This window comes from Pseudomonas fluorescens Q2-87, from assembly GCF_000281895.1.
GTDB lineage: Bacteria > Pseudomonadota > Gammaproteobacteria > Pseudomonadales > Pseudomonadaceae > Aquipseudomonas > Aquipseudomonas fluorescens_S.
The window spans coordinates 4,637,515-4,660,412 of record NZ_CM001558.1 but is presented as its reverse complement, the minus strand read 5'-3'; the positions used below and the strand labels follow the sequence as shown (position 1 = coordinate 4,660,412).

Annotated in this window: 20 protein-coding genes; 12 read left to right on the top strand and 8 right to left on the bottom strand. The window is 61.3% G+C overall.

Annotated elements, in window-relative coordinates; genetic code table 11:
• Positions 1-274: 274 nt before the first annotated feature.
• The 9 genes from PFLQ2_RS07385 (at position 275) to pcaC (ending at position 8,673) form a co-directional block, all read left to right on the top strand.
• Entirely contained in the window at positions 275-1,135 is an 861-nt protein-coding gene (locus PFLQ2_RS07385; protein WP_003184503.1) for a CoA transferase subunit A, read from the top strand.
• Positions 1,132-1,911 (top strand): CoA-transferase subunit beta, encoded by a 780-nt coding sequence (locus PFLQ2_RS07390; RefSeq protein WP_003184501.1) that lies wholly within the window; start codon positions 1,132-1,134, stop codon positions 1,909-1,911. The genes PFLQ2_RS07385 and PFLQ2_RS07390 overlap by 4 nt, the downstream gene beginning before the upstream one ends.
• Positions 1,908-3,113 (top strand): 3-oxoadipyl-CoA thiolase, encoded by a 1,206-nt coding sequence (gene pcaF / locus PFLQ2_RS07395; protein ID WP_172680622.1) that lies wholly within the window; start codon positions 1,908-1,910, stop codon positions 3,111-3,113. The genes PFLQ2_RS07390 and pcaF overlap by 4 nt, the downstream gene beginning before the upstream one ends.
• A gap of 37 nt (positions 3,114-3,150) precedes the next feature.
• Positions 3,151-3,855, top strand: coding sequence for a protocatechuate 3,4-dioxygenase subunit beta (gene pcaH, locus PFLQ2_RS07400; RefSeq protein ID WP_003184497.1), 705 nt, complete (start codon positions 3,151-3,153; stop codon positions 3,853-3,855).
• 1 nt (position 3,856) lies between these two features.
• On the top strand, positions 3,857-4,423 hold the full coding sequence (gene pcaG, locus PFLQ2_RS07405) for a protocatechuate 3,4-dioxygenase subunit alpha (protein WP_003184495.1): 567 nt from the start codon (positions 3,857-3,859) through the stop codon (positions 4,421-4,423).
• 286 nt (positions 4,424-4,709) lie between these two features.
• Positions 4,710-6,005 carry an MFS family transporter gene (locus PFLQ2_RS07410; RefSeq protein ID WP_003184493.1) on the top strand — a complete coding sequence of 432 codons (1,296 nt, stop codon included), beginning with the start codon at positions 4,710-4,712 and terminating at the stop codon, positions 6,003-6,005.
• An 87-nt stretch (positions 6,006-6,092) separates the two neighbouring features.
• Entirely contained in the window at positions 6,093-7,457 is a 1,365-nt protein-coding gene (locus tag PFLQ2_RS07415; protein WP_003184491.1) for a 3-carboxy-cis,cis-muconate cycloisomerase, read from the top strand.
• A gap of 12 nt (positions 7,458-7,469) precedes the next feature.
• Positions 7,470-8,270, top strand: coding sequence for a 3-oxoadipate enol-lactonase (gene pcaD / locus PFLQ2_RS07420; protein WP_003184489.1), 801 nt, complete (start codon positions 7,470-7,472; stop codon positions 8,268-8,270).
• A gap of 10 nt (positions 8,271-8,280) precedes the next feature.
• On the top strand, positions 8,281-8,673 hold the full coding sequence (gene pcaC / locus PFLQ2_RS07425; RefSeq protein WP_003184487.1) for a 4-carboxymuconolactone decarboxylase: 393 nt from the start codon (positions 8,281-8,283) through the stop codon (positions 8,671-8,673).
• A 137-nt stretch (positions 8,674-8,810) separates the two neighbouring features.
• On the opposite strand, the gene PFLQ2_RS07430 is transcribed toward pcaC, so the two are convergent.
• Positions 8,811-10,064, bottom strand: a complete 1,254-nt coding sequence (locus PFLQ2_RS07430) for an OprD family porin (protein ID WP_003184485.1) — start codon at positions 10,062-10,064, stop codon at positions 8,811-8,813.
• A gap of 1,388 nt (positions 10,065-11,452) precedes the next feature.
• Here PFLQ2_RS07430 and PFLQ2_RS07435 point away from each other — a divergent pair.
• Positions 11,453-11,818, top strand: a complete 366-nt coding sequence (locus PFLQ2_RS07435; RefSeq protein ID WP_003184482.1) for a DUF6124 family protein — start codon at positions 11,453-11,455, stop codon at positions 11,816-11,818.
• Between the two features lie 64 nt (positions 11,819-11,882).
• Here the strand turns inward: PFLQ2_RS07435 and adeC are convergent, their stop codons facing one another.
• From adeC to PFLQ2_RS07450, 3 genes are read right to left on the bottom strand one after another with little or no spacing between them, the layout of a single operon-like run.
• Positions 11,883-13,340: an AdeC/AdeK/OprM family multidrug efflux complex outer membrane factor gene (gene adeC, locus PFLQ2_RS07440; protein ID WP_003184479.1), complete on the bottom strand. Its 1,458-nt coding sequence runs from the start codon at positions 13,338-13,340 to the stop codon at positions 11,883-11,885.
• The gene (gene emhB, locus PFLQ2_RS07445; protein ID WP_003184477.1) at positions 13,337-16,501 is read right to left on the bottom strand and encodes an efflux RND transporter permease subunit EmhB; all 3,165 of its coding nucleotides are present in this window, start codon (positions 16,499-16,501) and stop codon (positions 13,337-13,339) included. The genes adeC and emhB overlap by 4 nt, the downstream gene beginning before the upstream one ends.
• Before the next feature lie 3 nt (positions 16,502-16,504).
• Complete coding sequence (locus tag PFLQ2_RS07450; RefSeq protein ID WP_003184476.1) at positions 16,505-17,662, bottom strand: efflux RND transporter periplasmic adaptor subunit; 1,158 nt, start codon at positions 17,660-17,662, stop codon at positions 16,505-16,507.
• A 264-nt stretch (positions 17,663-17,926) separates the two neighbouring features.
• On the opposite strand from PFLQ2_RS07450, the gene PFLQ2_RS07455 reads away from it, so the two are divergent.
• Positions 17,927-18,559, top strand: coding sequence for a TetR family transcriptional regulator (locus PFLQ2_RS07455; protein ID WP_003184474.1), 633 nt, complete (start codon positions 17,927-17,929; stop codon positions 18,557-18,559).
• A gap of 195 nt (positions 18,560-18,754) precedes the next feature.
• Here PFLQ2_RS07455 and PFLQ2_RS07460 read toward each other — a convergent pair whose 3' ends face one another.
• From PFLQ2_RS07460 to PFLQ2_RS07475, 4 genes are all read right to left on the bottom strand, one after another.
• Positions 18,755-19,267 (bottom strand): hypothetical protein, encoded by a 513-nt coding sequence (locus tag PFLQ2_RS07460; protein WP_003184472.1) that lies wholly within the window; start codon positions 19,265-19,267, stop codon positions 18,755-18,757.
• A gap of 305 nt (positions 19,268-19,572) precedes the next feature.
• A complete protein-coding gene (locus PFLQ2_RS07465) occupies positions 19,573-20,622 on the bottom strand; it encodes an alkene reductase (RefSeq protein ID WP_003184469.1) in 1,050 nt (349 codons plus the stop codon).
• A gap of 34 nt (positions 20,623-20,656) precedes the next feature.
• Positions 20,657-21,823 carry an MFS transporter gene (locus PFLQ2_RS07470; RefSeq protein WP_003184467.1) on the bottom strand — a complete coding sequence of 389 codons (1,167 nt, stop codon included), beginning with the start codon at positions 21,821-21,823 and terminating at the stop codon, positions 20,657-20,659.
• 17 nt (positions 21,824-21,840) lie between these two features.
• Positions 21,841-22,143, bottom strand: coding sequence for an ArsR/SmtB family transcription factor (locus PFLQ2_RS07475; protein WP_003184465.1), 303 nt, complete (start codon positions 22,141-22,143; stop codon positions 21,841-21,843).
• A 155-nt stretch (positions 22,144-22,298) separates the two neighbouring features.
• Here PFLQ2_RS07475 and PFLQ2_RS07480 point away from each other — a divergent pair, with 155 nt between their 5' ends.
• Entirely contained in the window at positions 22,299-22,883 is a 585-nt protein-coding gene (locus PFLQ2_RS07480; RefSeq protein WP_003184463.1) for an ACP phosphodiesterase, read from the top strand.
• Positions 22,884-22,898 lie beyond the last annotated feature (15 nt).

Here is a 22,898-nt window from a genome sequence, read left to right as displayed (position 1 = left end):
ATGATTCCTGTGGGAGCGGGCTTGCTCGCGAATGCGGTTTGTCAGGCAGCATTACTTTATCTGACCCACCGCATTCGCGAGCAAGCCCGCTCCCACAAGGGTTTTGTGTATTTGGATGAATCGATAGCCAAGCAACAATCCGTTCGATAAACGAACACTCAGTCGATTATCGGATTGTTTGGCGTTTTCCCGCAGCTTAATCTTCAGTCACTCCGGCGCTTAACCTCGCGCCTTTTTCTTCATGTCGGTCTACTGGAAAACGGGAGCCTGCCCCATGGCTGAAATCCTTTCGCTGCACGACGCGGTGAAGCAATTCGTCAACGACGGCGATACCGTCGCGCTCGAAGGTTTCACTCATTTGATTCCGACAGCCGCGGGTCATGAAATCATTCGCCAGGGCAAGAAAGACCTGACGCTGGTGCGGATGACCCCAGACCTGATCTACGACCAGTTGATCGGTGCCGGTTGTGCGCGCAAATTGATTTTCTCCTGGGGCGGTAACCCGGGTGTGGGCTCGTTGCATCGCCTGCGGGACGCCGTTGAAAAGCAATGGCCGCACCCGCTGGAGATCGAGGAACACAGCCATGCCGACCTGGCCAATGCCTACGTTGCCGGGGCCTCCGGACTGCCGTTCGCGGTGCTGCGGGCTTACGCCGGTTCCGACCTGCCCAAGGTCAACCCGCTGATCAAGAGCGTGACCTGTCCTTTTACCGGTGAAGTCCTGGCTGCCGTGCCTTCGGTGCGCCCGGACATTACCGTGATCCACGCCCAGAAAGCCGATCGCAAGGGCAACGTTCTGCTGTGGGGCATTCTTGGCGTGCAGAAGGAAGCCGCCCTGGCCGCCAAGTGCTGCATCGTCACCGTGGAAGAAATCGTCGACGACCTGAATGCGCCGATGAACGCCTGCGTCCTGCCGACCTGGGCATTGAGCGCGGTGTGCCACGTACCGGGCGGTGCCCATCCGTCCTACGCCCACGGCTACACCGAGCGTGACAACCGTTTCTACCAGGCGTGGGACCCCATTGCCCGCGACCGTGAGACTTTTACCGCCTGGATCAATGAATACATTCACGGCACCCGGGATTTCAGTGAATTCCAGGCCCGACTGGCTGCCGCTTCGCAGGTGAACAAATGACCTACTCCACCAACGAAATGATGACCGTCGCCGCAGCGCGTCGCCTGAAGAACAACGCCGTGTGCTTCGTTGGCATCGGCCTGCCGTCGAAAGCGGCCAACCTGGCGCGGCTGACCTCGTCGCCAGACGTGGTTTTGATCTACGAGTCCGGTCCGATCGGCGCCAAGCCCAGCGTGTTGCCGCTGTCCATCGGTGACGGGGAGCTGGCGGAAACTGCCGATACTGTCGTACCGACTGGTGAGATTTTTCGCTACTGGCTGCAGGGCGGACGCATCGACGTCGGTTTCCTCGGCGCGGCCCAGGTTGACCGTTTCGGCAACATCAACACCACGGTGGTGGGCGACTATCATCAGCCGAAAGTCCGCCTGCCGGGCGCCGGCGGCGCGCCGGAGATCGCCGGTTCGGCCAAGAGCGTGCTGATCATCCTCAAGCAGTCGGCGCGTTCATTTGTCGACAAGCTGGATTTCATCACCTCGGTCGGCCATGGCGAAGGCGGCGATTCGCGCAAGCGCCTCGGCCTGCCGGGCGCCGGTCCCGTGGGCATCATCACTGACCTGTGCATCATGGAGCCGGAAGCCGGCAGCCATGAGTTCGTGGTCACCGCGCTGCATCCCGGCGTCACCCGCGAGCAAGTCATTGCCGCCACCGGGTGGGCGATCCGTTTCGCCGATCAGGTGCAGACCACCGCTGCGCCGACCGAGGTAGAGCTGCGTGCATTGCGCGATCTTGAAGCTCGCACCGCGGCCGCCCACGGCCAGGCACCGGGAGAAGCTTGATGCGCGACGTTTATATCTGTGATGCGATTCGAACCCCCATCGGTCGCTTTGGCGGCGGCTTGTCCGCCGTGCGCGCTGATGACTTGGCAGCAATACCGATCAAGGCACTGATGGAGCGCAACCCGTCGGTGGACTGGAACGCGGTGGACGAGGTGTTCCTTGGCTGCGCCAACCAGGCCGGTGAAGACAACCGCAACGTAGCGCGCATGGCGCTGCTGCTGGCCGGGCTGCCGGAAAGCATTCCCGGCGTGACCCTCAACCGCCTCTGCGCCTCGGGCATGGACGCCATCGGCACGGCGTTCCGGGCCATCGCCAGCGGCGAAATGGAGTTGGCCATCGCCGGCGGCGTGGAGTCGATGTCCCGCGCACCGTTCGTGATGGGCAAGGCCGACGCGGCGTTCTCGCGCAACATGAAACTGGAAGACACCACCATCGGCTGGCGCTTCATCAACCCATTGATGAAAGCCCAGTACGGCGTGGATGCGATGCCCCAGACCGCCGATAACGTGGCCGACGATTACGCAGTGTCCCGCGCCGACCAGGATGCTTTCGCCGTGCGCAGTCAACAACGCACGGCTGCGGCTCAGGCCGCCGGTTTTTTCGCCGAAGAAATTGTTGCGGTGCGCATTGCCCACAAAAAAGGCGAGACAGTGGTCGATCAGGACGAGCATCCTCGCGCCGACACCACCCTGGAAACCTTGGGCAAACTCAAACCGGTCAACGGCCCGGACAAGACGGTCACCGCCGGCAACGCCTCGGGCGTGAACGACGGTGCGGCGGCGTTGATCCTGGCGTCGGCCGAGGCGGTGAAGAAACATGGCCTGACGCCGCGGGGCAAAGTTCTGGGCATGGCCAGTGCCGGCGTGGCACCACGGGTGATGGGCATCGGCCCGGTGCCGGCGGTGCGCAAGCTCACTGAGCGCCTGGGCCTGGCGGTTGCCGACTTTGACGTAATCGAGCTCAACGAAGCCTTCGCCAGCCAGGGGTTGGCGGTGCTGCGCGAGCTGGGGCTTGCGGACGATGCGCCGCAGGTCAACCCGAACGGCGGCGCCATCGCCCTGGGCCATCCCCTGGGCATGAGCGGGGCGCGGTTGGTGTTGACGGCGCTGCATCATTTGGAAAAGACCGGCGGCAAGAAAGGCCTGGCGACCATGTGTGTCGGCGTTGGCCAGGGTCTGGCATTGGCAATCGAGCGCGTCTGACATGTCGCTCTACTAATAAGAAACCGAGGAATGCTTCATGACTGACAAGCCTGGTTATCGTCGCCCCCAAGCGGGCACCCAGCCGGAGTATTTGCACCCGCCGTATCAGTCCACCAACCTGCGCTCGCCGTCCAAGCCGTTGGTGTTCCTGCCCCATTCGCTGTCGGAAATTACCGGTCCGGTTGTAGGCGCTGATCGCTTGCAGGAAAAGGACAACGACCTCACCGCCCAGCATGCCAGCGAGCCACTGGGGGAGCGGATCATCATTCACGGGCGCGTGCTGGATGAGCACGGCCAGGCGGTGCCGGGCATCCTGGTGGAAATCTGGCAGGCCAACGCCGCCGGTCGCTACAACCACGACCGCGACAACCATGATGCGCCGTTGGACCCGAACTTCACCGGCACCGGTCGTACCGTCACCGATGCTGACGGCTGGTATCAGTTCCAGACCATCAAGCCCGGCGCCTACCCTTGGGGCAACCATCACAACGCCTGGCGCCCGGCGCATATCCATTTCTCGCTGTTCGGGCCGAGCGTCCTGACGCGCCTGGTCACGCAGATGTATTTCCCGGGCGATCCGCTGCTGGCCTACGACCCGATCTACAACTGCGTACCGGACACCCGCGCCAAGGAACGCCTGATCGCCAGTTTCGACCTGGAAAAAACCGTCCCTCACTACGCCCTCGGTTATCGCTGGGACATCGTCTTGCGCGGCCGCGACGCCACGCCGATGGAGAAATAAGATGACGCTCACCGCCACCACATCCCACACCGTAGGCCCTTACTATCACATCGGCCTGACCTGGCTGAACCGTGAAGATCTGACCGTCGCGCAAACCCTCGGCCAGCGTGTGGCAATCACCGGGCAAGTGATCGACGGCAACGGCCAATTTGTCAACGACGCGATGCTGGAAGTCTGGCAGGCCAATGCCGCCGGCAAATATGCCCATCCGGAAGATGACCAGGACAAACCCCTGGACCCGCATTTCGAAGGCTTCGGTCGGGTGCCGGTGGACGCCGAAGGGCGCTTTCGCTTCACCACCATCAAGCCGGGCACCGTACCGGGCCTGGGGGGAACAACCCAGGCGCCGCATTTGGTGGTGCTGGTGTTCGCTCGTGGGTTGGTCAAACATCTGCTGACGCGGATCTATTTCGATGGCGAACAGGCCAACGAAACCGACCCGCTGCTGGCCTGCGTGCCCGAGGAGCGCCGCGACACCATCGTGGCCAAGCCTGATGCTTCGGGTGTGTACCAGTGGAACGTGGTCCTGCAGGGCACGGATGCCGAGACGGTGTTCTTCGACTATTGATTGGCCCCCTGTGGCGAGGGAGCCTGCTCCCGCTGGCTTGCGCAGCAAGCCCAAGACCGGCGACTCGGTGTGTCAGGATGACCTCATGGCCGGGTTACGACTGCTTCGCAGCCGAGCGGGAGCAAGCTCCCTCGCCACAGGAGTCCACAGGGCCTCGAAAGTGGCATGAACCCTGTGGGAGCGAGCTTGCTCGCGATGGCGTCAGTACAGGCAACGCCTGTTTGTGGAACGGGTCTGTTTCAAAGTATGTCTAGACTTTGTGCATTCCCCAACGAGTGAATAATCCATGACCACCCCAACCAGCCACTACACCGGCGAAGAACGCAGCAAGCGCATCTTCGCTATCGTCGGTGCCTCCTCCGGCAACCTCGTCGAATGGTTCGACTTCTACGTCTATGCGTTCTGCGCGATCTATTTCGCACCGGCGTTTTTCCCGTCGGACAACCCCACCGTGCAACTGGTCAACACGGCCGGTGTATTTGCCGCCGGCTTCCTGATGCGACCCATCGGCGGCTGGATTTTCGGCCGGGTGGCGGACCGTCACGGACGCAAGAATTCCATGATGATTTCGGTGCTGATGATGTGCTTCGGCTCGTTGCTCATCGCCTGCCTGCCCACTTACAAAGACATCGGCGTCTGGGCGCCGGTGCTGTTGCTGCTCGCGCGCCTGCTGCAAGGTTTGTCGGTCGGTGGCGAATACGGCACCACCGCCACCTACATGAGCGAAGTGGCCCTCAAGGGCCAGCGCGGTTTTTTTGCCTCGTTCCAGTACGTGACGCTGATCGGCGGGCAGCTGTTGGCGGTGTCGCTGGTGGTGATCTTGCAGCAGTTTCTCAACGAAGACGAACTGCGCGCCTACGGCTGGCGAATCCCGTTCGTGGTCGGCGCCGTGGCGGCGCTGATTTCCCTGTTCCTGCGGCGTTCCCTGAAGGAAACCAGCAGTAAGGAAATGCGTGAGAACAAGGACGCCGGCAGCATCGCGGCGCTGTTTCGCGACCATAAGGCGGCGTTCATCACCGTGCTGGGCTACACCGCCGGCGGTTCGTTGATTTTCTACACCTTCACCACTTACATGCAGAAATACCTGGTGAACACTGCCGGCCTGCACGCCAAGACCGCCAGTTACGTCATGACTGGCGCGCTGTTCCTGTACATGTGCATGCAGCCGCTGTTCGGCATGCTGGCGGACAAGATCGGCCGGCGTAACTCCATGCTCTGGTTCGGGGGCCTGGGCGCGTTGTGCACCGTCCCGATCCTGCTGACCTTGAAAAGCATCAGCAGCCCGTTCCTGGCGTTTGTCCTGATCACGTTGGCGCTGGCGATCGTCAGTTTCTACACCTCCATCAGCGGCCTGGTGAAAGCGGAAATGTTTCCACCCGAAGTGCGCGCGCTGGGGGTAGGGTTGGCTTACGCGGTGGCGAATGCGATTTTTGGCGGCTCGGCAGAGTACGTTGCCTTGAGCCTGAAGGCCCAGGGCATGGAGAACGCCTTTTATTGGTATGTCACGGTGATGATGGTGGTGGCGTTCCTGTTCAGCCTGCGCCTGCCCAAGCAACCGGCGTATCTGCACCATGACCTTTGAATCCACTTGATCACTTAGGGCTCGTTTGAGTCATTGTGGCCACCGCAATCTCTGGCCACAGGACATCTACTTTCCAAGGACAGTTTTATGAGCGAACGACCGGGCAATCAGCTGTTCGATGCCTACTTCACCGCCCGCGACATGCGCGAAGTGTTCTGCGACGCGGGTCGGGTCCAGGCCATGCTCGATGTCGAGGCGGCATTGGCCCGGGCCGAGGCGCGGGTCGGGTTGATTCCCCAAAGCGCGGTGGCGTCGATCGAAGGGGCCTGTCGTGCCCAGCTCTACGACTTTTCGGCATTGAGCGAAGCGATCGCCAGCGCCGGCAATTCGGCGATTCCGTTGGTCAAGGCGCTGGGCAAACGCATTGCCGCCGAGGACGCTGAAGCCGAGCGCTACATGCACCTGGGCGCCACCAGCCAGGACGTGATGGACAGCGGGCTGGTGTTGCAATTACGCCAGGCCCTGGGCTTGATCGAAGGCGAGTTGGCGCAGTTGGCCGCCACCCTGGCCCAACAAGCGGAACGCTACGCCGCCACGCCGCTGGCCGGGCGAACCTGGCTGCAACACGCTACGCCGGTGACCCTGGGCATGAAGATCGCCGGTTGGTTGGGGGCAATCACCCGCAGTCGCCAGCGTTTGAAAGAACTCAAGCCGCGCTTGCTGGTGCTGCAATTTGGCGGCGCCTCCGGAACCCTCGCGGCATTGGGCGAACAGGCGCTGCCCGTTGCCGAAGCCTTGGCCGCCGAGCTGCAATTGGACCTGCCTGAGCAGCCGTGGCACACCCAGCGCGACCGCCTGGTGGAGTTCGGCGCGGTGCTGGGGTTGATCGCCGGCAGCCTGGGCAAGCTGGGCCGCGACATCAGCCTGTTGATGCAGACCGAGGCCGGCGAAGCGTTCGAGCCGTCGGCGCCGGGCAAGGGCGGGTCGTCGACCATGCCCCATAAGCGCAATCCCGTGGGCGCGGCGGTGCTGATCGGCGCGGCGACGCGGGTGCCTGGCCTGTTATCGACGCTGTTCAGCGCCATGCCCCAGGAGCACGAGCGCAGCCTGGGCCTGTGGCACGCCGAATGGGAAACCCTGCCGGAAATCTGCTGCCTGGTGTCCGGCGCCTTGCAGCAGTCACGGCTGTTGGCCGAGGGGCTGGAAGTCGACGCGGCGCGCATGGCCCGCAATCTGGAACTGACTCAAGGGTTGGTGCTGGCCGAAGCCGTGAGCATCGTCCTGGCCCAGCGTGTAGGTCGCGACACCGCGCACCATCTGCTGGAGCAATGCTGCAAACGCGCCGTGGCCGAACAACGCCATTTGCGGCAGGTACTGGGGGATGAACCCGAAGTCACCGCACAACTGTCTGCTGCCGAACTCGATCATTTGCTCGACCCTGCCCATTACCTCGGCCAAGCCCAGACCTGGGTCGCCCGAGCAGTGGCCGAACACCTTGCCTTCACTGCCTGAAAGGAGATTGTTGTGGGATTCGTCAAACTCGCCGAGGGCGAACTGAATTATTGTTTCGACGGGCCGCAAGATGCCCCGGTGCTGCTGCTCTCCAATTCCCTGGGCACCAACCTGCACATGTGGGACGAACAGGTCGCAGCGTTCAGCGAACACTTTCGTGTGTTGCGCTTCGACACCCGCGGGCATGGTCAATCGCTGGTCACTGACGGGCCGTACAGCATCGAGCAACTGGGCCACGACGTGCTGGCAATGCTCGATCAGTTGAACATCGACAAGGTGCATTTCTGTGGATTGTCCATGGGCGGGTTGATCGGCCAGTGGCTGGGGATCAACGCAGGTGAGCGTCTGCATAAATTGGTGGTGTGCAACACCGCTGCCAAGATCGGCGACCCATCAGTGTGGAACCCGCGCATCGAAACGGTGCTGCGTGACGGCCCGGCGGCGATGGTGGCGTTGCGGGATGCTTCGATTGGCCGCTGGTTTACCCCGGACTTTGCCGAGGCCCAACCTGCGAAGGTGAAGCAGATCACCGATATGCTTGCTGCCACCTCGCCCCAAGGCTACGCGGCCAACTGTGCGGCCGTGCGTGATGCTGATTTCCAGGAGCAATTGTCATCGATCCGCGTGCCGCTTCTTGTCGTGGCCGGCACTGAAGATGCGGTGACGCCGCCGTCGGGTGGGCACTTCATCCAGGCGCGGGTCAGCGGGGCCGAGTACGCCGAATTCCGTGCCGCGCACCTGTCCAACGTCCAGGCCGGCGTTGCGTTCAGCACGCGGGTGCTGGATTTCCTGCTCGATTCCAGCCGCGCCTGAGGAGTTTTTTGTGGACGAGAAACAACGTTACGACGAAGGCATGCAAGTGCGCCGCGCGGTGCTGGGCGATGCCCACGTCGATCGCAGCCTCAATGCCCTGACCGAGTTCAACAGCGAATTCCAGGAAATGATCACCCGCCACGCCTGGGGCGACATCTGGACCCGCCCGGGCCTGCCGCGGCACACCCGCAGCCTGATCACCATCGCCATGCTGATCGGCATGAACCGCAACGAAGAACTCAAGCTGCACCTGCGCGCTGCGGCCAATAATGGGGTGAGCCGCAGCGAGATCAAGGAAGTGATCATGCAGAGCGCCATCTACTGCGGCATCCCGGCGGCCAATGCTACGTTTCATTTGGCTGAGTCGGTGTGGGATGAGCTCGGGATAGAATCCCGAACCTAAGACCGCCACCAATCCCCTGTGGGAGCGGGCTTGCTCGCGAAAGCGGTGGGTCAGGTGGCGATGATGTTGAATGTACCTGCGCCTTCGCGAGCAAGCCCGCTCCCACAGCGATTAGCAGCGCCACGCGCTGTTGGTTTTTACAGCAAGCTGATTGGATAGCTGATGATCAACCGGTTCTCATCGAACTCATTGGTGCTGTAGTCCCGACGCATGGTCGAGTTACGCCATTTCACATTCAGGCTTTTCAATGCGCCGCTCTGCACGGTGTAAGCCAGTTCGCTTTCACGGCCCCATTCCTTGCCGTCGGTGATAGCGCCGGTGTGCACGTTGTCACCGCTGATGTAGCGGTTCATCAGGGTCAGGCCCGGTACGCCGACGGCGGCGAAGTTGAAGTCGTGGCGCAATTGCCAGGATTTTTCCTTGGCGTTGTCGTAGCTGGAGTTGTAGCTGTCGTTCGCCAACGTGCCGCCGCTGGTGCCGTTGACGCGCATCCAGGCGTTGTCGCCACTGACTTTTTGCAGGCCGACGTAGAAGGTGTTGCCGCCGTATTTGGCCGAGAGCATGGCGAACGCGGTTTTGTTGTCCAGGTCGCCGGCCAGGGCGCTGCCGTTTTCCTTGCCGATGAAGTAGCCGAGGTTGGCACCCAGGGTCCAGTCGCCGATGGGCTGACTGTGGGTCAGGTTGAAATACTGCTGCTGGTAGATGTCGGACAGTTCCGAGTACCAGACGCCGACCTGGGTGCGTTTTTCGTTGAAGGCATATTCGCCGCCGCCGAAGTTGAAACGGTCGGAGGTGATGGCGGCGCGGCCATTCATCGACATGTCTTCCATGCTCGCGTCGTTGCGCGGGCTGTTGCCACGGAACTGGCCGCCGTAGAGGCTCAGGCCGTTGATTTCGGTGGAGGTCACCTGGCCGCCACGGAAGGTTTGTGGCAGGGAACGGCCATCGTCGGAGCGCAGGATCGGCAGGACTGGCATCCATTCGCCGACCTTCAGCTCAGTTTTCGAGACCTTGGCCTTCAGGGCTACACCCAGGCGACCGAAATCATCGGCCGGGCGCCCGTCGTCGTGCACCGGCAGCAACTGCGTACCCGCCGTGCCACGACCGCCGTCGAGCTTGACCGAGTACAGGCCCAGCACGTCCACACCGAAACCGACGGTGCCCTGAGTGAAACCGGACTTGGCGTCGAGGATGAAGTTCTGGGTCCACTCCTCGGCTTTGCCTTGGGCGTTGTTCGGGTTGGTGAAGTTGCGGTTGAAGTAGAAGTTGCGCAGGTTCAGCGTGGCCTTGGCGTCTTCGACAAACCCTGATTCCGCGGCCAGGGCGGGCAGGACGGTACTGGTCAGGGCGACGGCGATGAGGCTGGGGAATAAGTGCTGTGTGGGCTTCATGGGTGTTGTCTCTATTTTTTGTGGACGAAGCGAGTCGTTGCCGCACTGTTGAGGTGCTGGCGGTAAGGGTGGAGCCAGGGGCGTTAGGGCGACCGGGGATCAGCCTGGTGAGGCGGGGCGCGGGGGCATGGCGTCGGACCTGTTGTTATTGGTTTTGTGCGAGCGATGGTGACGGGCCGGCCTTGATCGATTCAATTGCGGTTTGCGGGTTTTGGGCGATTATCGAACAGCAAAAAGATCGATTGGCTGGATGAAGAGCCTGTGTGCGAGCTTGCTCGCGAAGGCGGCCTTACGGCTGATCAAGATTTTTTGATCGGGTACATATCCATTTCTGCGGTAACGGCTGCTTAGGGTTCCGCCCTGACGGCGGCTCACTTTTGAGAAGCGCAAAAGTAAGCAAAACGCTTTTGCCCCACCACTCGGCACCTCGCTTAGGCTCGGTGTGCCCTCACTCCGGCATTGCTCCGTGGGCCCGCCGCGAAGGGCCATCCATGGCCCAGCGCGGCTATCCCGGCATCCATGCCGGGATGCCCACTCCACAATGCCTGCGTTCGGCCAGCGTGGTTAACGGGGCGCCGAGATCAACGTCCACCGCGAGGCGGCCTAGTAGCCGACCTGGCTCTCCTGGTCGTACACCTGTCAGATCTGTGGGAGCAAAGCTTGCTCACGAGGCGGCCTTAGAGCCGACCTGGCTCTCCCGGTCGTACTCCGATCCAAATTTGTGGGAGCGGGCTTGCTCGCGAAGGCGGTATGACAGTCGGTGAAGATGTTGAATTTGCCGGCCTCTTCGCGAGCAGGCTCGCTCCTACAGGAGGAACACGGTCCCCATCAAGAACCAGGTCGGCTACTAGGCCGCCTCGTGGTGGACGTTGATCTCGGGCGCCCCGTTAACCACGATGGCCGCACGCAGGCATTGCGCAGTGGGCACCTCGGCATGGATGCCGAGGTAGCCGCGCTGGGCCATGGATGGCCCTTCGCGGCGGCCCACGGAGCAATGCCGGAGGGCGGGCATGCCGAGCCCTAGCGAGGCACCGAGTGGTGGGGCAAAAGCGTTTTGCTTACTTTTGCGCTTCTCAAAAGTGAGCCGCCTTCAGGGCGGAACCCTAAGCAGCCGTTACCGCAGGAATGGATATGTACCCCGTCAACAAGAGCAAGGCCAGCTGTCAGGCCGCCATCGCGGGCAAGCCTTGCTCCCACAGAGTTTGTGGCCGGTCTGACAGACGCGGCGAATTTTCCGACGAGGTTTTAAGGTTGCTGCTCGGAAGCGGAATCTCTAGCTTGTTTGGGTCGCTGCCAATTCAGCGATCGGGACTGCAAGCCCGCCGAATTCGTTAGGCGCCAGCGCCCGGACCCACGTCTCGGGCTCCAGTTGATGCAGGAGCGCCGTTATGAAAAAACATCATTCTTCTTCGCCATCAGAGAGCACCTTCCCCTACAACGCCCCCGATCCGGAAAAGCTCCAAGAGGCCGCAGACCGAGCACTCGATTACCATCTGGGCACCCCCACTGATCCTAAACCCAAAACCTCAACCCAAGTTTTCACCGTCATCGATACCATCGACACCGAATGTCTACTGGCCAATCTCAGCGAAACCCTGGCCTCGGCCAATGCCATGGTCAGTGACCTGGCGTTCGAGTTGGAGGGCTCGCGGCGGCATGTCGCGCTCGGCGTGGCGCAGATGATCGAGCTGAGTGAATTGTTGGCTAATCGTGCGCTGGATATCGTCGACCCGCGTTCGCCAAGTCGGAGTTGAAGCAGACACAAACAAAAAAGCCCACCTTTCGGTGGGCTTCGTGTTTCAGCATTTCAAGCGTCAATCAGAACAGCTTCGTCTCTGGCGCTTCTTCTTTCACCGGCTCGTTCTTGCCCGTCTCGGCATTCCAGCCGCCGCCCAGTGCCTTGTACAAATTGACCTCGCTGGTCAGTTGCGCAAGACGGTCGGTGATCAGCGATTGTTGCGCACTGAACAACTGGCGTTGGGCGTCGAGGAAGGTCAGGTTGCTGTCGACGCCGATGCGATAGCGACGTTCGGCCAGGCGGTAGTAGTCCTGGTTGGCGGCGACGAAGTCGGTCTGGGCCTGCAACTGTTCGTTGTAGGTCTGGCGTGCTGCCAGGCCGTCGGAGACTTCCTGGAACGCGGTCTGAATCGACTTCTCGTAATTGGCGACGTTGATGTCTTTCTGGACCTTCGCGTAGTCCAGGCTCGCCCGCAGGCTGCCGGCATTGAAGATCGGCAGGTTGATTTGCGGGGCGAAGGTCCAGGTACCCGAACCGCCCTTGAACAGGCCGGACAGGTCCGGGCTCAGGGTGCCGGCGTTGGCCGTCAGGCTGATGCTCGGGAAGAACGCGGCCCGTGCGGCGCCGATGTTGGCGTTGGCGGCCAGCAGGTTGCGTTCGGCCTGGAGGATGTCCGGGCGACGTTGCAGCAGGTCCGATGGCAGGCCGGCCGGCACTTCGCTCAGCAGGTCATCACTGAGCGGTTGCGAGTGCAGGTTGGCCGGTAGGCCGGTGCCCAGCAGCAGGGTCAGGCTGTTCTCGTCCTGGGCGACCTGGCGGGTGTAGCGGGCCAGTTGCACACGGGCGTTTTCCACTGCCGTGCGGGCCTGGCTCAGGTCCAGGGCCGAGGCAACGCCGACTTCGGCGCTGCGCGAGGTCAGCTTGAAGCTTTGCTCGTAGGCCCCGAGGGTTTCCTGGGTCAGCTTGAGCAGTTCCTTGTCGGCCTGCCAGGTCAGGTAGGCATTGGCGACGTTGGCCACCAGGCTGATCTGGGTGCTGCGCCGGGCTTCTTCAGTGGCGAAGTAGCTTTGCAGCGCTTGCTCGCTCAGGCTGCGAACCCGGCCGAATAGGTCCAGTTCATAGGCGCTGATGCCCAAGGTCGCCGAATACGAACTGCTGATCCCCGCTTCGCCGGTCTGCGAAGCCCGTGCCGGTACGCGCTGGCGGCTGCCGGAGCCGGTGGCCGAGACCGCCGGGAACAGGTCTGCCCGCTGGATGCGGTACTGCGCCGCATAAGCATCGATGTTCAGCGCCGCGACACGTAGGTCGCGGTTGTTTTCCAGGGCGACCTGGATCAGTTGCTGCAACGCCGGGTCATGGAAAAACTGTTTCCAGCCCTGCTCGGCGGCGGCTTGGCCGGGCGCCTTGGCCGACTCGTAGGCCGGCCCTTGCGGGTACTGCGCCGCGACCGGTGCTTCGGGCCGCTGATAGTCGGGAATCAGCGAGCAACCGCTGAGCACGATGGCGGCGATAGTCAGGGAGAGGAGCGACTTGCTCATTGGCCAGCCTCTTTAGAAGTTTCAGGAGTGTCGTCCTGGTCGGCATTTTTGCGGCGACCGATCGATGACACAGTCACAAAGAACAGGGGCACCCAGAAGATTGCCAGAATCGTAGCGGTCAACATACCGCCGATCACGCCGGTACCGATGGCGTGCTGGCTGCCCGAGCCGGCGCCGGTGGAAATCGCCAGCGGCACCACGCCGAGGACGAACGCCAGGGAGGTCATGATAATCGGTCGCAGACGCATCCTACAGGCTTCGATGGCAGCTTCCATCAGTGTCCGGCCCTCTTCATGGAGTTCCTTGGCGAATTCCACGATCAGAATGGCGTTTTTCGCCGCCAGGCCGATGGTGGTCAACAGGCCCACCTGGAAGTACACGTCATTGGACAGGCCGCGCAGGCTGGTTGCCATCAGCGCACCGATGATACCCAACGGCACCACGAGCATCACCGCGATCGGAATCGACCAGCTTTCATACAGCGCCGCCAGGCACAGGAAAACCATCAGCAGCGACAAAGCGTACAGCGCGGGTGCCTGGGAGCCCGACAAGCGCTCCTCGTAGGACAGGCCCGTCCAGGAGATACCGACACCGGCCGGCAGCTTCTTGGCGATGGCTTCGACTTCGGCCATGGCTTCACCGGTGGAGTAACCCGGAGCCGGGGCACCGAGGATTTCCATCGCTTCAACGCCGTTATAGCGGGCCAGTTTCGGCGAACCGTAGACCCACTCGCCCTTGGCGAACGCGGTGAACGGCACCATGGTCCCGCTGCTGTTGCGCACGTACCATTTCTTCAGGTCTTCGGGGCTCATGCGAGCACCCGGCTGGCCTTGCACGTACACCTTCTTCACCCGACCGCGGTCGATGAAGTCGTTGACGTAGCTACTGCCCAGGGCAATCGACAGGGTGTTGTTGATGTCCGACAAGGTGATGCCCAGCGCACTGGCCTTCTCGTCATCGATTTCGAGCTGGTATTGCGGCTCGTCGTTCAGACCGTTCGGACGCACCTGGGAGAGGATCTTGCTCTGGGATGCCATGCCCAGGAACTGATTGCGAGCCTCCATCAATTTGTCGTGCCCGATGCCAGCGCGGTCCTGAAGGAACACGTCGAAGCCGGTGGCGTTACCCAGTTCCAGAACCGCTGGCGGAGCGAAGGCAAACACCATCGCGTCACGGAAGGTGAAGAAGTGCTGCTGGGCACGCGCTGCGAGCTTGAACACGCTGTTGTCGGCGTTACGCTCGTCCCATGGCCGGAGCATGATGAACGCCATGCCGGAGCTTTGGCCACGACCGGCGAAGTTGAAACCGGTCACGGTAAACACCGACGCCACGGCATCGCCTTCACCGCCGTCCTTGCTCGGACGCAGCAGGAACTCGCGCATCTTGTCCACCACCACTTGGGTACGCTCGGCACTGGAGCCGGCCGGCGTCTGCACCTGGGCAAACAGTACGCCCTGGTCTTCTTCCGGCAGGAACGCAGTTGGGATGCGGGTGAACAGCCAGACCATGCCGACCACGATGATCACGTAGGCCAGCAGGTACGGCGCCTTGTGCTTGAGCATGTTGCCCACGCCGCGCTCGTAACTCCTGACGCCCCGGTCGAAGGTACGGTTGAACCAGCCGAAGAAACCGCGTTTCGGCGTGCCGTGCTCACCCTTCGGAATCGGCTTGAGCATAGTGGCGCACAGCGCCGGGGTGAAGATCAACGCCACCATCACCGACAGGGCCATGGCCGAGACGATGGTGATGGAGAACTGCTTGTAGATCACGCCGGTGGAGCCGCTGAAAAACGCCATCGGCAACAGTACCGCCGAGAGCACCAGGGCGATACCCACCAGGGCACCCTGGATCTGACCCATGGATTTCTTGGTGGCTTCCTTGGGCGACAGGCCTTCTTCGCTCATCACCCGTTCGACGTTTTCCACCACGACGATGGCGTCGTCCACCAGCAAGCCGATGGCCAGCACCATGCCAAACATCGTCAGTGTGTTGATGCTGAAACCGAATGCCGCAAGGATCCCGAAGGTACCCAGCAGCACCACCGGAACCGTCATCGTGGTGATGATGGTGGCGCGGAAGTTCTGCAGGAACAGGAACATCACCAGGAACACCAGCACGATTGCTTCGACCAGGGTTTCAACCACACCCTTGATCGATTCGCTCACCACCGGCGTGGTGTCATACGGAAACACCACTTCCATGCCTTGCGGGAAGAACGGCTTGAGATCGTCAATGGTCTTGCGCAGCGCCTTGGCCGTGTCGAGGGCGTTGGCGCCGTTGGCCAGTTTTACCGCCAGGCCCGACGCCGGGGCACCGTTGAACTGGGCGCTGACGCTGTAGTTTTCACCGCCCAGGCCGACATCGGCGACATCACCGACGCGCACTTGCGAGCCGTCCGGGTTGACCTTGAGCAGGATCGCCTTGAACTGCTCGGCGGTCTGCAGGCGAGTCTTGCCGATGATCGTGGCGTTGAGTTGCTGGCCGGGCAGGGCAGGCAGGCCGCCGAGCTGGCCGGACGATACCTGGACGTTCTGCGCGGCAATCGCAGTTTTAACGTCCACCGGGGTCAGGTTGAAATTGTTCAGCTTGGCCGGGTCGAGCCAGATCCGCATCGCATACTGGGCGCCGAAGACCTGGAAGTCACCAACACCGGCGGTGCGCGAGATCGGGTCCTGCATGTTGGACACAATGTAGTTGGACAGGTCGTCCTTGGTCATGCTGCCGTCGCGCGATACCACGCCGATCACCATCAGGAAGTTCTTCACTGACTTGGTCACACGGATACCCTGTTGCTGCACTTCCTGCGGCAACAGTGGAGTGGCCAGGTTCAGCTTGTTCTGGACCTGGACCTGCGCGGTATCGGAGCTGGTGCCCTGCTCGAAGGTCGCGGTGATGGTCATGCTGCCGTCGGAGTTACTTTCCGACGATACATAACGCAGGTTGTCGATCCCGTTGAGCTGCTGCTCGATGACCTGCACCACGGTGTCCTGCACGGTTTGCGCGGACGCACCCGGGTAGGTCACCTGGATCGCAATGGCGGGCGGCGCAATGCTCGGATACTGGTTGATCGGCAACTTGAGGATCGATAAGGCCCCGACCAGCATGATCACCAGGGCGATCACCCAGGCGAAGATCGGACGGTCGATAAAAAATTTCGACATGGTTTACTCCCCTTTGCCGCCGGCTGCTTTATCAGCTGCCTGAGCGGGGGCCGGGTTCTTGGCATTGACGTTGGTGGCCTCGGTGGCCTTGACTTCCACCCCTGGCCGTACGTATTGCAACCCTTCGGTGATCAGGCGATCGCCGGCCTTGAGCCCGTCTTCGATCAGCCATTGGCTGCCGACAGTACGGCTGGCCTTGAGCTGGCGCAGTTCCACCTTGTTGTCCGGGCCCACCACCAGGGCGGTCGGCATACCTTTGAGGTCGCGGGTCACGCCTTGCTGCGGTGCCAGGATCGCCGCGCTGTTCACACCGGCCTGCAACTGCGCGTGGACGAACATGCCCGGCAGCAGGGTGTGGTCTGGGTTGGGGAACACGGCGCGCAAGGTCACCGAACCGGTAGTCTGGTCGACCGACACTTCGGAAAATTCCAGCTTGCCTTCGTGTGGATACTGGCTGCCATCTTCCAGGGTGAGCTTGACCATGGCGGCATTGTCACCCGCCTTCTGCAAACGACCGCTTTCCAGCTCGCGGCGCAGTTGCAGCAGCTCCACCGAGCTTTGCGTGACATCGACGTAGATCGGGTCCAGTTGCTGGATGGTTGCCAGGGCGTCTGCCTGGCCATTGCTGACCAATGCGCCCTCGGTGACCGAAGAGCGGCCGATGCGACCGGAGATCGGTGCATAGACCTTGGTGTAGCGCACGTTGATCTGGGCGGTCTGCAGGTTGGCTTCCGATTCCAGGCGATTGGCCACGGCGGTGTCGTATTCCTGGCGGCTCACTGCTTGTTCGTTGACCAGTTGCTGGTAACGATCGGCAATTGACTTGGTGGACCGCAGGTTGGCCTCGGCGCTTTTCAGGGTCGCTTCGTACACGGCCGGGTCGATCTGGTACAGCTGTTGACCGGCCTTGACGTCAGCACCTTCCTTGAACAGGCGCTTGAGGATGATGCCGTTGACCTGCGGGCGAACTTCGGCGACGCGGAACGCACTGGTGCGCCCTGGCAGCTCGGACGTCAGGGTGAAAGGCTGGGTCTTGAGGGTTACGACGCCGACCTGAGGGGTGGGTGCGGGAGGCGCCGCCTCTTCCTTTTTGCATCCGCTGAGCAGCGATGCCAGGGCGATGGCAGTGACCAGAGCGGTAACAGCTGGCTTGAATTGCATGGAAATCCTCGGGTCCAGGCGCGCAACAGGCGCACTCGAAAAGTGGAAGGTGAAAAAAGAGCGAGATACACAATTAGTAGGATGCTAAGAAATATACTTACGTACATGGTTGTTTGTAAACAGCCAAATTGCGTACCATCCGTATTTACAAAAGCCTGACAAAGGCCTGTGCAGGTCGGGGACGCGTTCCGGAAAACGTTGCCTCATTTTTATTCAGCTGATCCTTACGCATTGCTGATGCATCCTGATTGAGGTGTTACTGCCATGGTCCGTCGTACCAAAGAGGAAGCCCTGGAGACTCGCAGCCAGATCCTCGAAGCGGCTGAAAAAGCCTTTTTCGAGCGAGGCGTGGCGCGCACGACCCTGGCAGATATCGCGACGCTGGCCGGCGTGACGCGAGGAGCCATCTACTGGCACTTCAGCAACAAGGCCGACTTGCTCCAGGCCATGCTCGATACCTTGCATGAGCCGCTCGATGACCTGGCACGTGCCAGTGAAAATGAGGAAGAGCTGGACCCGCTGGGCTGTGTCCGCAAGCTGTTGGTGCGGTTGTTTCAACAGGTGGCCCTGGACCCGAAGACCCGGCGCATTAATGAAATTCTGTTCCATAAGTGCGAATTCACCGATGAAATGTGCGATCTGCGCCAGCAGCGGCGCCAGGTCAGCCTCGACTGTAATGTGCGTATTGCCTTGTCGTTGCGCAATGCGGTGAATCGCGGCCAGTTGCCGGAAGACCTGGATCCCGAAAGGGCGGCGATTGCCGTGCATGCCTACATCGATGGCATCCTCTACCAGTGGTTGCTGGCCCCCGACAGCTTCGCGTTGGCCGGTGAGGCTGAGCGCTGGGTGGAGATCGGGCTGGATATGCTGCGTCAGAGCCCTAGCCTGCGCAAATGAAACAAAATGCTTAATTGCGTCGGTTTGTGTCAATAGCAGCTGCTCGGCAACGACTCCGCCGGGCCTCTGGACCCGGCAGAATACTTATAGATGAACCGTGGGCACTTTGACAGCGCGCGTCGCCATCGTGCAGGGCAATCATGGCCTGTTCATGCACGGGGCTGCGCAGGCACCGAAGATTGCTTGCGCCCTGGGCTATTCGATGATCAGGCTCACGGTGTAATTGAACGGCGGTTCGAGCATCTTTTGCGAAATCAGTGATCGGCAGGTGTATTCGCCATTGCCGGTATACGCGGTTCTGCTTTTCCAGTTTGGTCGGTAACTGGACTCCAACACGCCAAAACCGATGGGCGCTTCAAACCGAGTTTGCATTTGACAGCCAAAGTTGAAGTCGCTCATTTGGTAGGACAGAACCAGTTCGATCGGTTTGATCTTTCTAAGCGTTGGTTGCCAGCCGGCGGCGGGGTAGGTATATCGCCTGTTATGAAGGAAATAAAGTTCGTCGCTTGTTTTGGCAGCGATATCGAAATTGCTCAAGGAGAAGTCCGGGGACGTTGGTAACTCACTTAGAAAGTTTGTCATTTCCAAAGCGTGGGAAGTATTGTTCACGACCTCCACGGTTATGGCCGTGTTCGCCTGGCTGGTGGCAACTGCCATGGGGCCGAGTAGCAGGGCGAGCGTGAAGCTTTTTTTCATATTGATTGTCATGCGTCTTCCTTGACAGCGAGGCTTGCTGAAGCCTGCCTGATAATTGATTAATAGAACTTTGGGTGTCGCTTTTGTAGGCGTGAAATTATTGTTTGGTCAGTGTCGATTGAATCCATTGCGTGAGTGGGTTGTTGTGTGGGTTTATTATTAGTCCTGTTGTGCAAATGAATCCATGCTGAATAAGTGTCATGTTGTTATCTGGTGTTTCGATGGCTGAAAAGTCCGAATGCACATGCAGCCTGCGAATATGAAAAAAGCCCCGGCTCTTTCGAGGCGGGGCTTTTTCACAAGGCCGGTTTACGAACTTACAGTACCGGGTAATCGATATAACCTACCGGCCCTTTACCGTAGAAGGTTTCCGGATGCGGCTCGTTCAATGGTGCATCGGCCTTCAAGCGTGCCGGCAGGTCCGGGTTGGCAATGAAGGGCACACCGAAGGCGACGGCATCGGCCTTGCCCTCGGCCAGCCAGGCGTTGGCGCTGTCCTTGGTGAAACGTTCGTTGGCGATGTACACGCCGCCGAATGCCTGCTTGAGTTGCGGGCCGATGCTGTCGTCGCCTTCCTTCTCGCGGGAGCAGATAAAGGCGATGCCGCGCTTGCCCAGCTCGCGGGCTACGTAGCTGAACGTCTCCAGACGGTTCTCATCGCCCATGTCATGGGAGTCGGCGCGTGGCGCCAGGTGCATGCCAACCCGGCCGGCACCCCAGACCTCGATGACCGCGTCGGTCACTTCCAACAACAGGCGGGCACGGTTTTCCAGGGAGCCGCCATAGTTGTCGGTGCGCTGGTTGGTGCTGCTTTGCAGGAACTGGTCGAGCAGGTAGCCGTTGGCACCGTGGATTTCCACGCCGTCGAAACCGGCGGCCTTGGCGTTCTCGGCGCCCACACGGTAGGCATCGACGATATCGGCGATCTCAGCGGTTTCCAGTGCGCGTGGGGTTGGGTAATCGGCCAGTGGGCGCACCAGGCTGACATGGCCCTTGGGCTGGATGGCGCTCGGCGCCACCGGCGCTTCGCCGTTCAGGTAGGACGGATGCGAGATCCGGCCGACGTGCCACAGTTGCAGAAATATCTTGCCGCCGGCGCCATGGATCGCCTTGGTCACGTTGCTCCAGCCGCGCACCTGGTCGTTGGACCAGATGCCCGGGGTATCCGGGTAGCCCACGCCCATCGGCGTGACGGAAGTCGCTTCGCTGAGGATCAGGCCGGCGGAGGCACGTTGTACGTAGTACTCGGCCATCAGGGCGTTGGGCACACGGCCTTCATCGGCGCGGCAGCGGGTGAGCGGAGCCATGATGATACGGTTTTTCAGCTCGATATCGCCGAGTTTGATCGGGTCGAAAATAGTCGCCATGAAATACAACCTCAAAAGTGGAAGGGATTAATAGTCAACGAGTTGCCGTAGCCAGTTCGGCATTGCCGCCCTGGCGGAAAGTGATCAGCGTCACCAGCAGTGCCAGCACGGCCAGCGCACCGGCGGCCAGGGGCACGGAGGTGAGGCCGAGGCCGTGGTCGATGACGCTGCCGCCGACCCAGGCGCCCAAGGCATTGCCGATGTTGAAGGCGCCGATGTTCAGCGTCGAAACCAGGTTCGGCGCATCTTTGCCGAAGGTCACCACGTTGACTTGCAAGGCCGGCACGGCGGCGAAGCAGGCGGTGGCCCAGAGGAACAGGGTGATTTCCGTGGGGATCAGCGCCACGCTGGTCCAGCTCAGGACGGTGGAGACCACGGCCATGGTGAGGAAGACACCCATTAGCGTGTTCGCCAGGCTCTTGTCCGCCAGCTTGCCGCCGATGATGTTGCCCAAGGTCAGGCCCAGGCCGATCAACACCAGGGTCCAGGTCACGCCACGGGGCGATACGCCGGTCACCTCGCCCAGCAGCGGGGCGACGTAGGTGAACAGGGTGAAGACCGAGGCGGAGAACAGCGCGGTCATGCTCAGGGACAGCCACAGGCCGGCTCCCTTGAGCGCGACCAATTCCGAGCGCATGTCGAGTTTTTCTTCATCGCGCTTGGCCGGCAAGAAGCGGATCAGACCGATCAGCGCCACCACGCCAATGACCGTCACCGCCCAGAAGGTCGAACGCCAGCCGGCTTGTTGGCCCAACGCGGTGCCCAGCGGGACGCCGAGCACGTTGGCCAGGGTCAGGCCGGTGAACATCAGGGCCACGGCCGAAGCGCGCTTGTTGGGGGCGACCAGGCCGGCGGCCACCACCGAGCCGATGCCGAAGAACGCACCGTGGCACAGGGCGGTGACGACCCGGGCGAACATCAGCACGTTGTAATCGCTGGCGATGGCGCAGAGCAGGTTGCCGACGATGAAAATTCCCATCAGGGTCACCAGGGCAGCCTTGCGTGGCAAGCGTGCGGTGGCCAGCGCCATGAACGGTGCGCCAATGGCCACGCCCAGGGCATAGCCGGTCACCAGCCAGCCGGCGCCGGGTATCGAGACGCCCAGGTCGGCCGCCACATCGGGCAACAAGCCCATGATGACGAACTCGGTGGTACCGATGGCGAAGGCGCTCAGGGCCAGGATGAAGAGTGAGAGAGGCATGTCGAGTCCTTGTCAGGTCAGAGCTCTTGGCTCATTTGCTTGAGAAATTGCTGGATCACTTCCTCGTTGCGCTTGAAGAAATGCCATTGACCGACTTTCTGGCTGGTGATCAGCCCCGCCCGTTGCAATACCGCCAAGTGCGCCGACACGGTGGACTGCGACAGGCCGCAGCGCTGGTCGATCTGCCCGGCGCAGATGCCGAATTCGTGGTTGTGCAACTGTTCCGGGAACTGGACCTTGGGGTCTTTGAGCCAGTTGAGAATGTCTCGCCTGACCGGGTGCGCCAGGGCTTTGATAATGTCGTCGAGGTCGAGGGTCATGAAGGCAGCTCGTAATGAGTAAAACGCTATATCGCGATGAGGCGAACCTTAAATCGTTACTTCGCGATATTCCAATATGGATTTGATCTGAATGCCAAACGAATCGCTATATCGGGTTATAACGATATGGGCAAGTCGATGCTAAGCTGCGCCCCATGAACTATCTCGCGCACCTGCACCTCGGCGGCCCTGGCCGGGAACAATTGCTCGGCAGTCTCTACGGCGACTTCGTCAAGGGACCGCTGCAAGGACTGTACGATCCGCAGATCGAGGCGGCGATTGCCTTGCACCGACGCATCGACATGTACACCGACCGCCATCCCTTGGTGGACATCGCCCTGTCGCGCTTTTCCACGGTGCGCAGGCGTTATGCCGGGATCGTGCTCGACGTGTTTTTCGACCATTGCCTGGCTCGGGACTGGACGCTATACGACGAAGGGCCGCTGGCGGATTTCACCGCTCGGGTCTATCAGGTACTCGGCACCGAAGCGCAGTTGCCCGGGCGGCTGGCGCAAATCGCACCTTATATGGCGGCGAATGACTGGCTGGGGTCTTATCAGAAATTCGAGGTGCTGGGGCAGGTACTGCGCGGCATTTCCCGACGCCTGTCCCGGCCGGAGGAATTGGCTGGGGCGATGGAGGAACTGGTCAGGCTTTATGAACCGTTGAGCGAAGACTTTCGGTTGTTCTATCCGCAATTGCAGGACTTTGCGCAAAACCAAACCACATCACCGATCTAACTGTGGGAGCGGGCT

What these genes read in the sequence shown, in the direction of transcription:
- PFLQ2_RS07385 (WP_003184503.1), top strand. Translation starts at nt 275, where the DNA reads ATGGCTGAAATCCTTTCGCTGCACGACGCGGTGAAGCAATTCGTCAAC.
- PFLQ2_RS07390 (WP_003184501.1), top strand. Translation starts at nt 1,132, where the DNA reads ATGACCTACTCCACCAACGAAATGATGACCGTCGCCGCAGCGCGTCGC.
- pcaH (WP_003184497.1), top strand. Translation starts at nt 3,151, where the DNA reads ATGACTGACAAGCCTGGTTATCGTCGCCCCCAAGCGGGCACCCAGCCG.
- pcaG (WP_003184495.1), top strand. Translation starts at nt 3,857, where the DNA reads ATGACGCTCACCGCCACCACATCCCACACCGTAGGCCCTTACTATCAC.
- PFLQ2_RS07410 (WP_003184493.1), top strand. Translation starts at nt 4,710, where the DNA reads ATGACCACCCCAACCAGCCACTACACCGGCGAAGAACGCAGCAAGCGC.
- PFLQ2_RS07415 (WP_003184491.1), top strand. Translation starts at nt 6,093, where the DNA reads ATGAGCGAACGACCGGGCAATCAGCTGTTCGATGCCTACTTCACCGCC.
- PFLQ2_RS07430 (WP_003184485.1), bottom strand. Translation starts at nt 10,064, where the DNA reads ATGAAGCCCACACAGCACTTATTCCCCAGCCTCATCGCCGTCGCCCTG.
- PFLQ2_RS07435 (WP_003184482.1), top strand. Translation starts at nt 11,453, where the DNA reads ATGAAAAAACATCATTCTTCTTCGCCATCAGAGAGCACCTTCCCCTAC.
- adeC (WP_003184479.1), bottom strand. Translation starts at nt 13,340, where the DNA reads ATGAGCAAGTCGCTCCTCTCCCTGACTATCGCCGCCATCGTGCTCAGC.
- emhB (WP_003184477.1), bottom strand. Translation starts at nt 16,501, where the DNA reads ATGTCGAAATTTTTTATCGACCGTCCGATCTTCGCCTGGGTGATCGCC.
- PFLQ2_RS07450 (WP_003184476.1), bottom strand. Translation starts at nt 17,662, where the DNA reads ATGCAATTCAAGCCAGCTGTTACCGCTCTGGTCACTGCCATCGCCCTG.
- PFLQ2_RS07455 (WP_003184474.1), top strand. Translation starts at nt 17,927, where the DNA reads ATGGTCCGTCGTACCAAAGAGGAAGCCCTGGAGACTCGCAGCCAGATC.
- PFLQ2_RS07460 (WP_003184472.1), bottom strand. Translation starts at nt 19,267, where the DNA reads ATGACAATCAATATGAAAAAAAGCTTCACGCTCGCCCTGCTACTCGGC.
- PFLQ2_RS07465 (WP_003184469.1), bottom strand. Translation starts at nt 20,622, where the DNA reads ATGGCGACTATTTTCGACCCGATCAAACTCGGCGATATCGAGCTGAAA.
- PFLQ2_RS07470 (WP_003184467.1), bottom strand. Translation starts at nt 21,823, where the DNA reads ATGCCTCTCTCACTCTTCATCCTGGCCCTGAGCGCCTTCGCCATCGGT.
- PFLQ2_RS07475 (WP_003184465.1), bottom strand. Translation starts at nt 22,143, where the DNA reads ATGACCCTCGACCTCGACGACATTATCAAAGCCCTGGCGCACCCGGTC.
- PFLQ2_RS07480 (WP_003184463.1), top strand. Translation starts at nt 22,299, where the DNA reads ATGAACTATCTCGCGCACCTGCACCTCGGCGGCCCTGGCCGGGAACAA.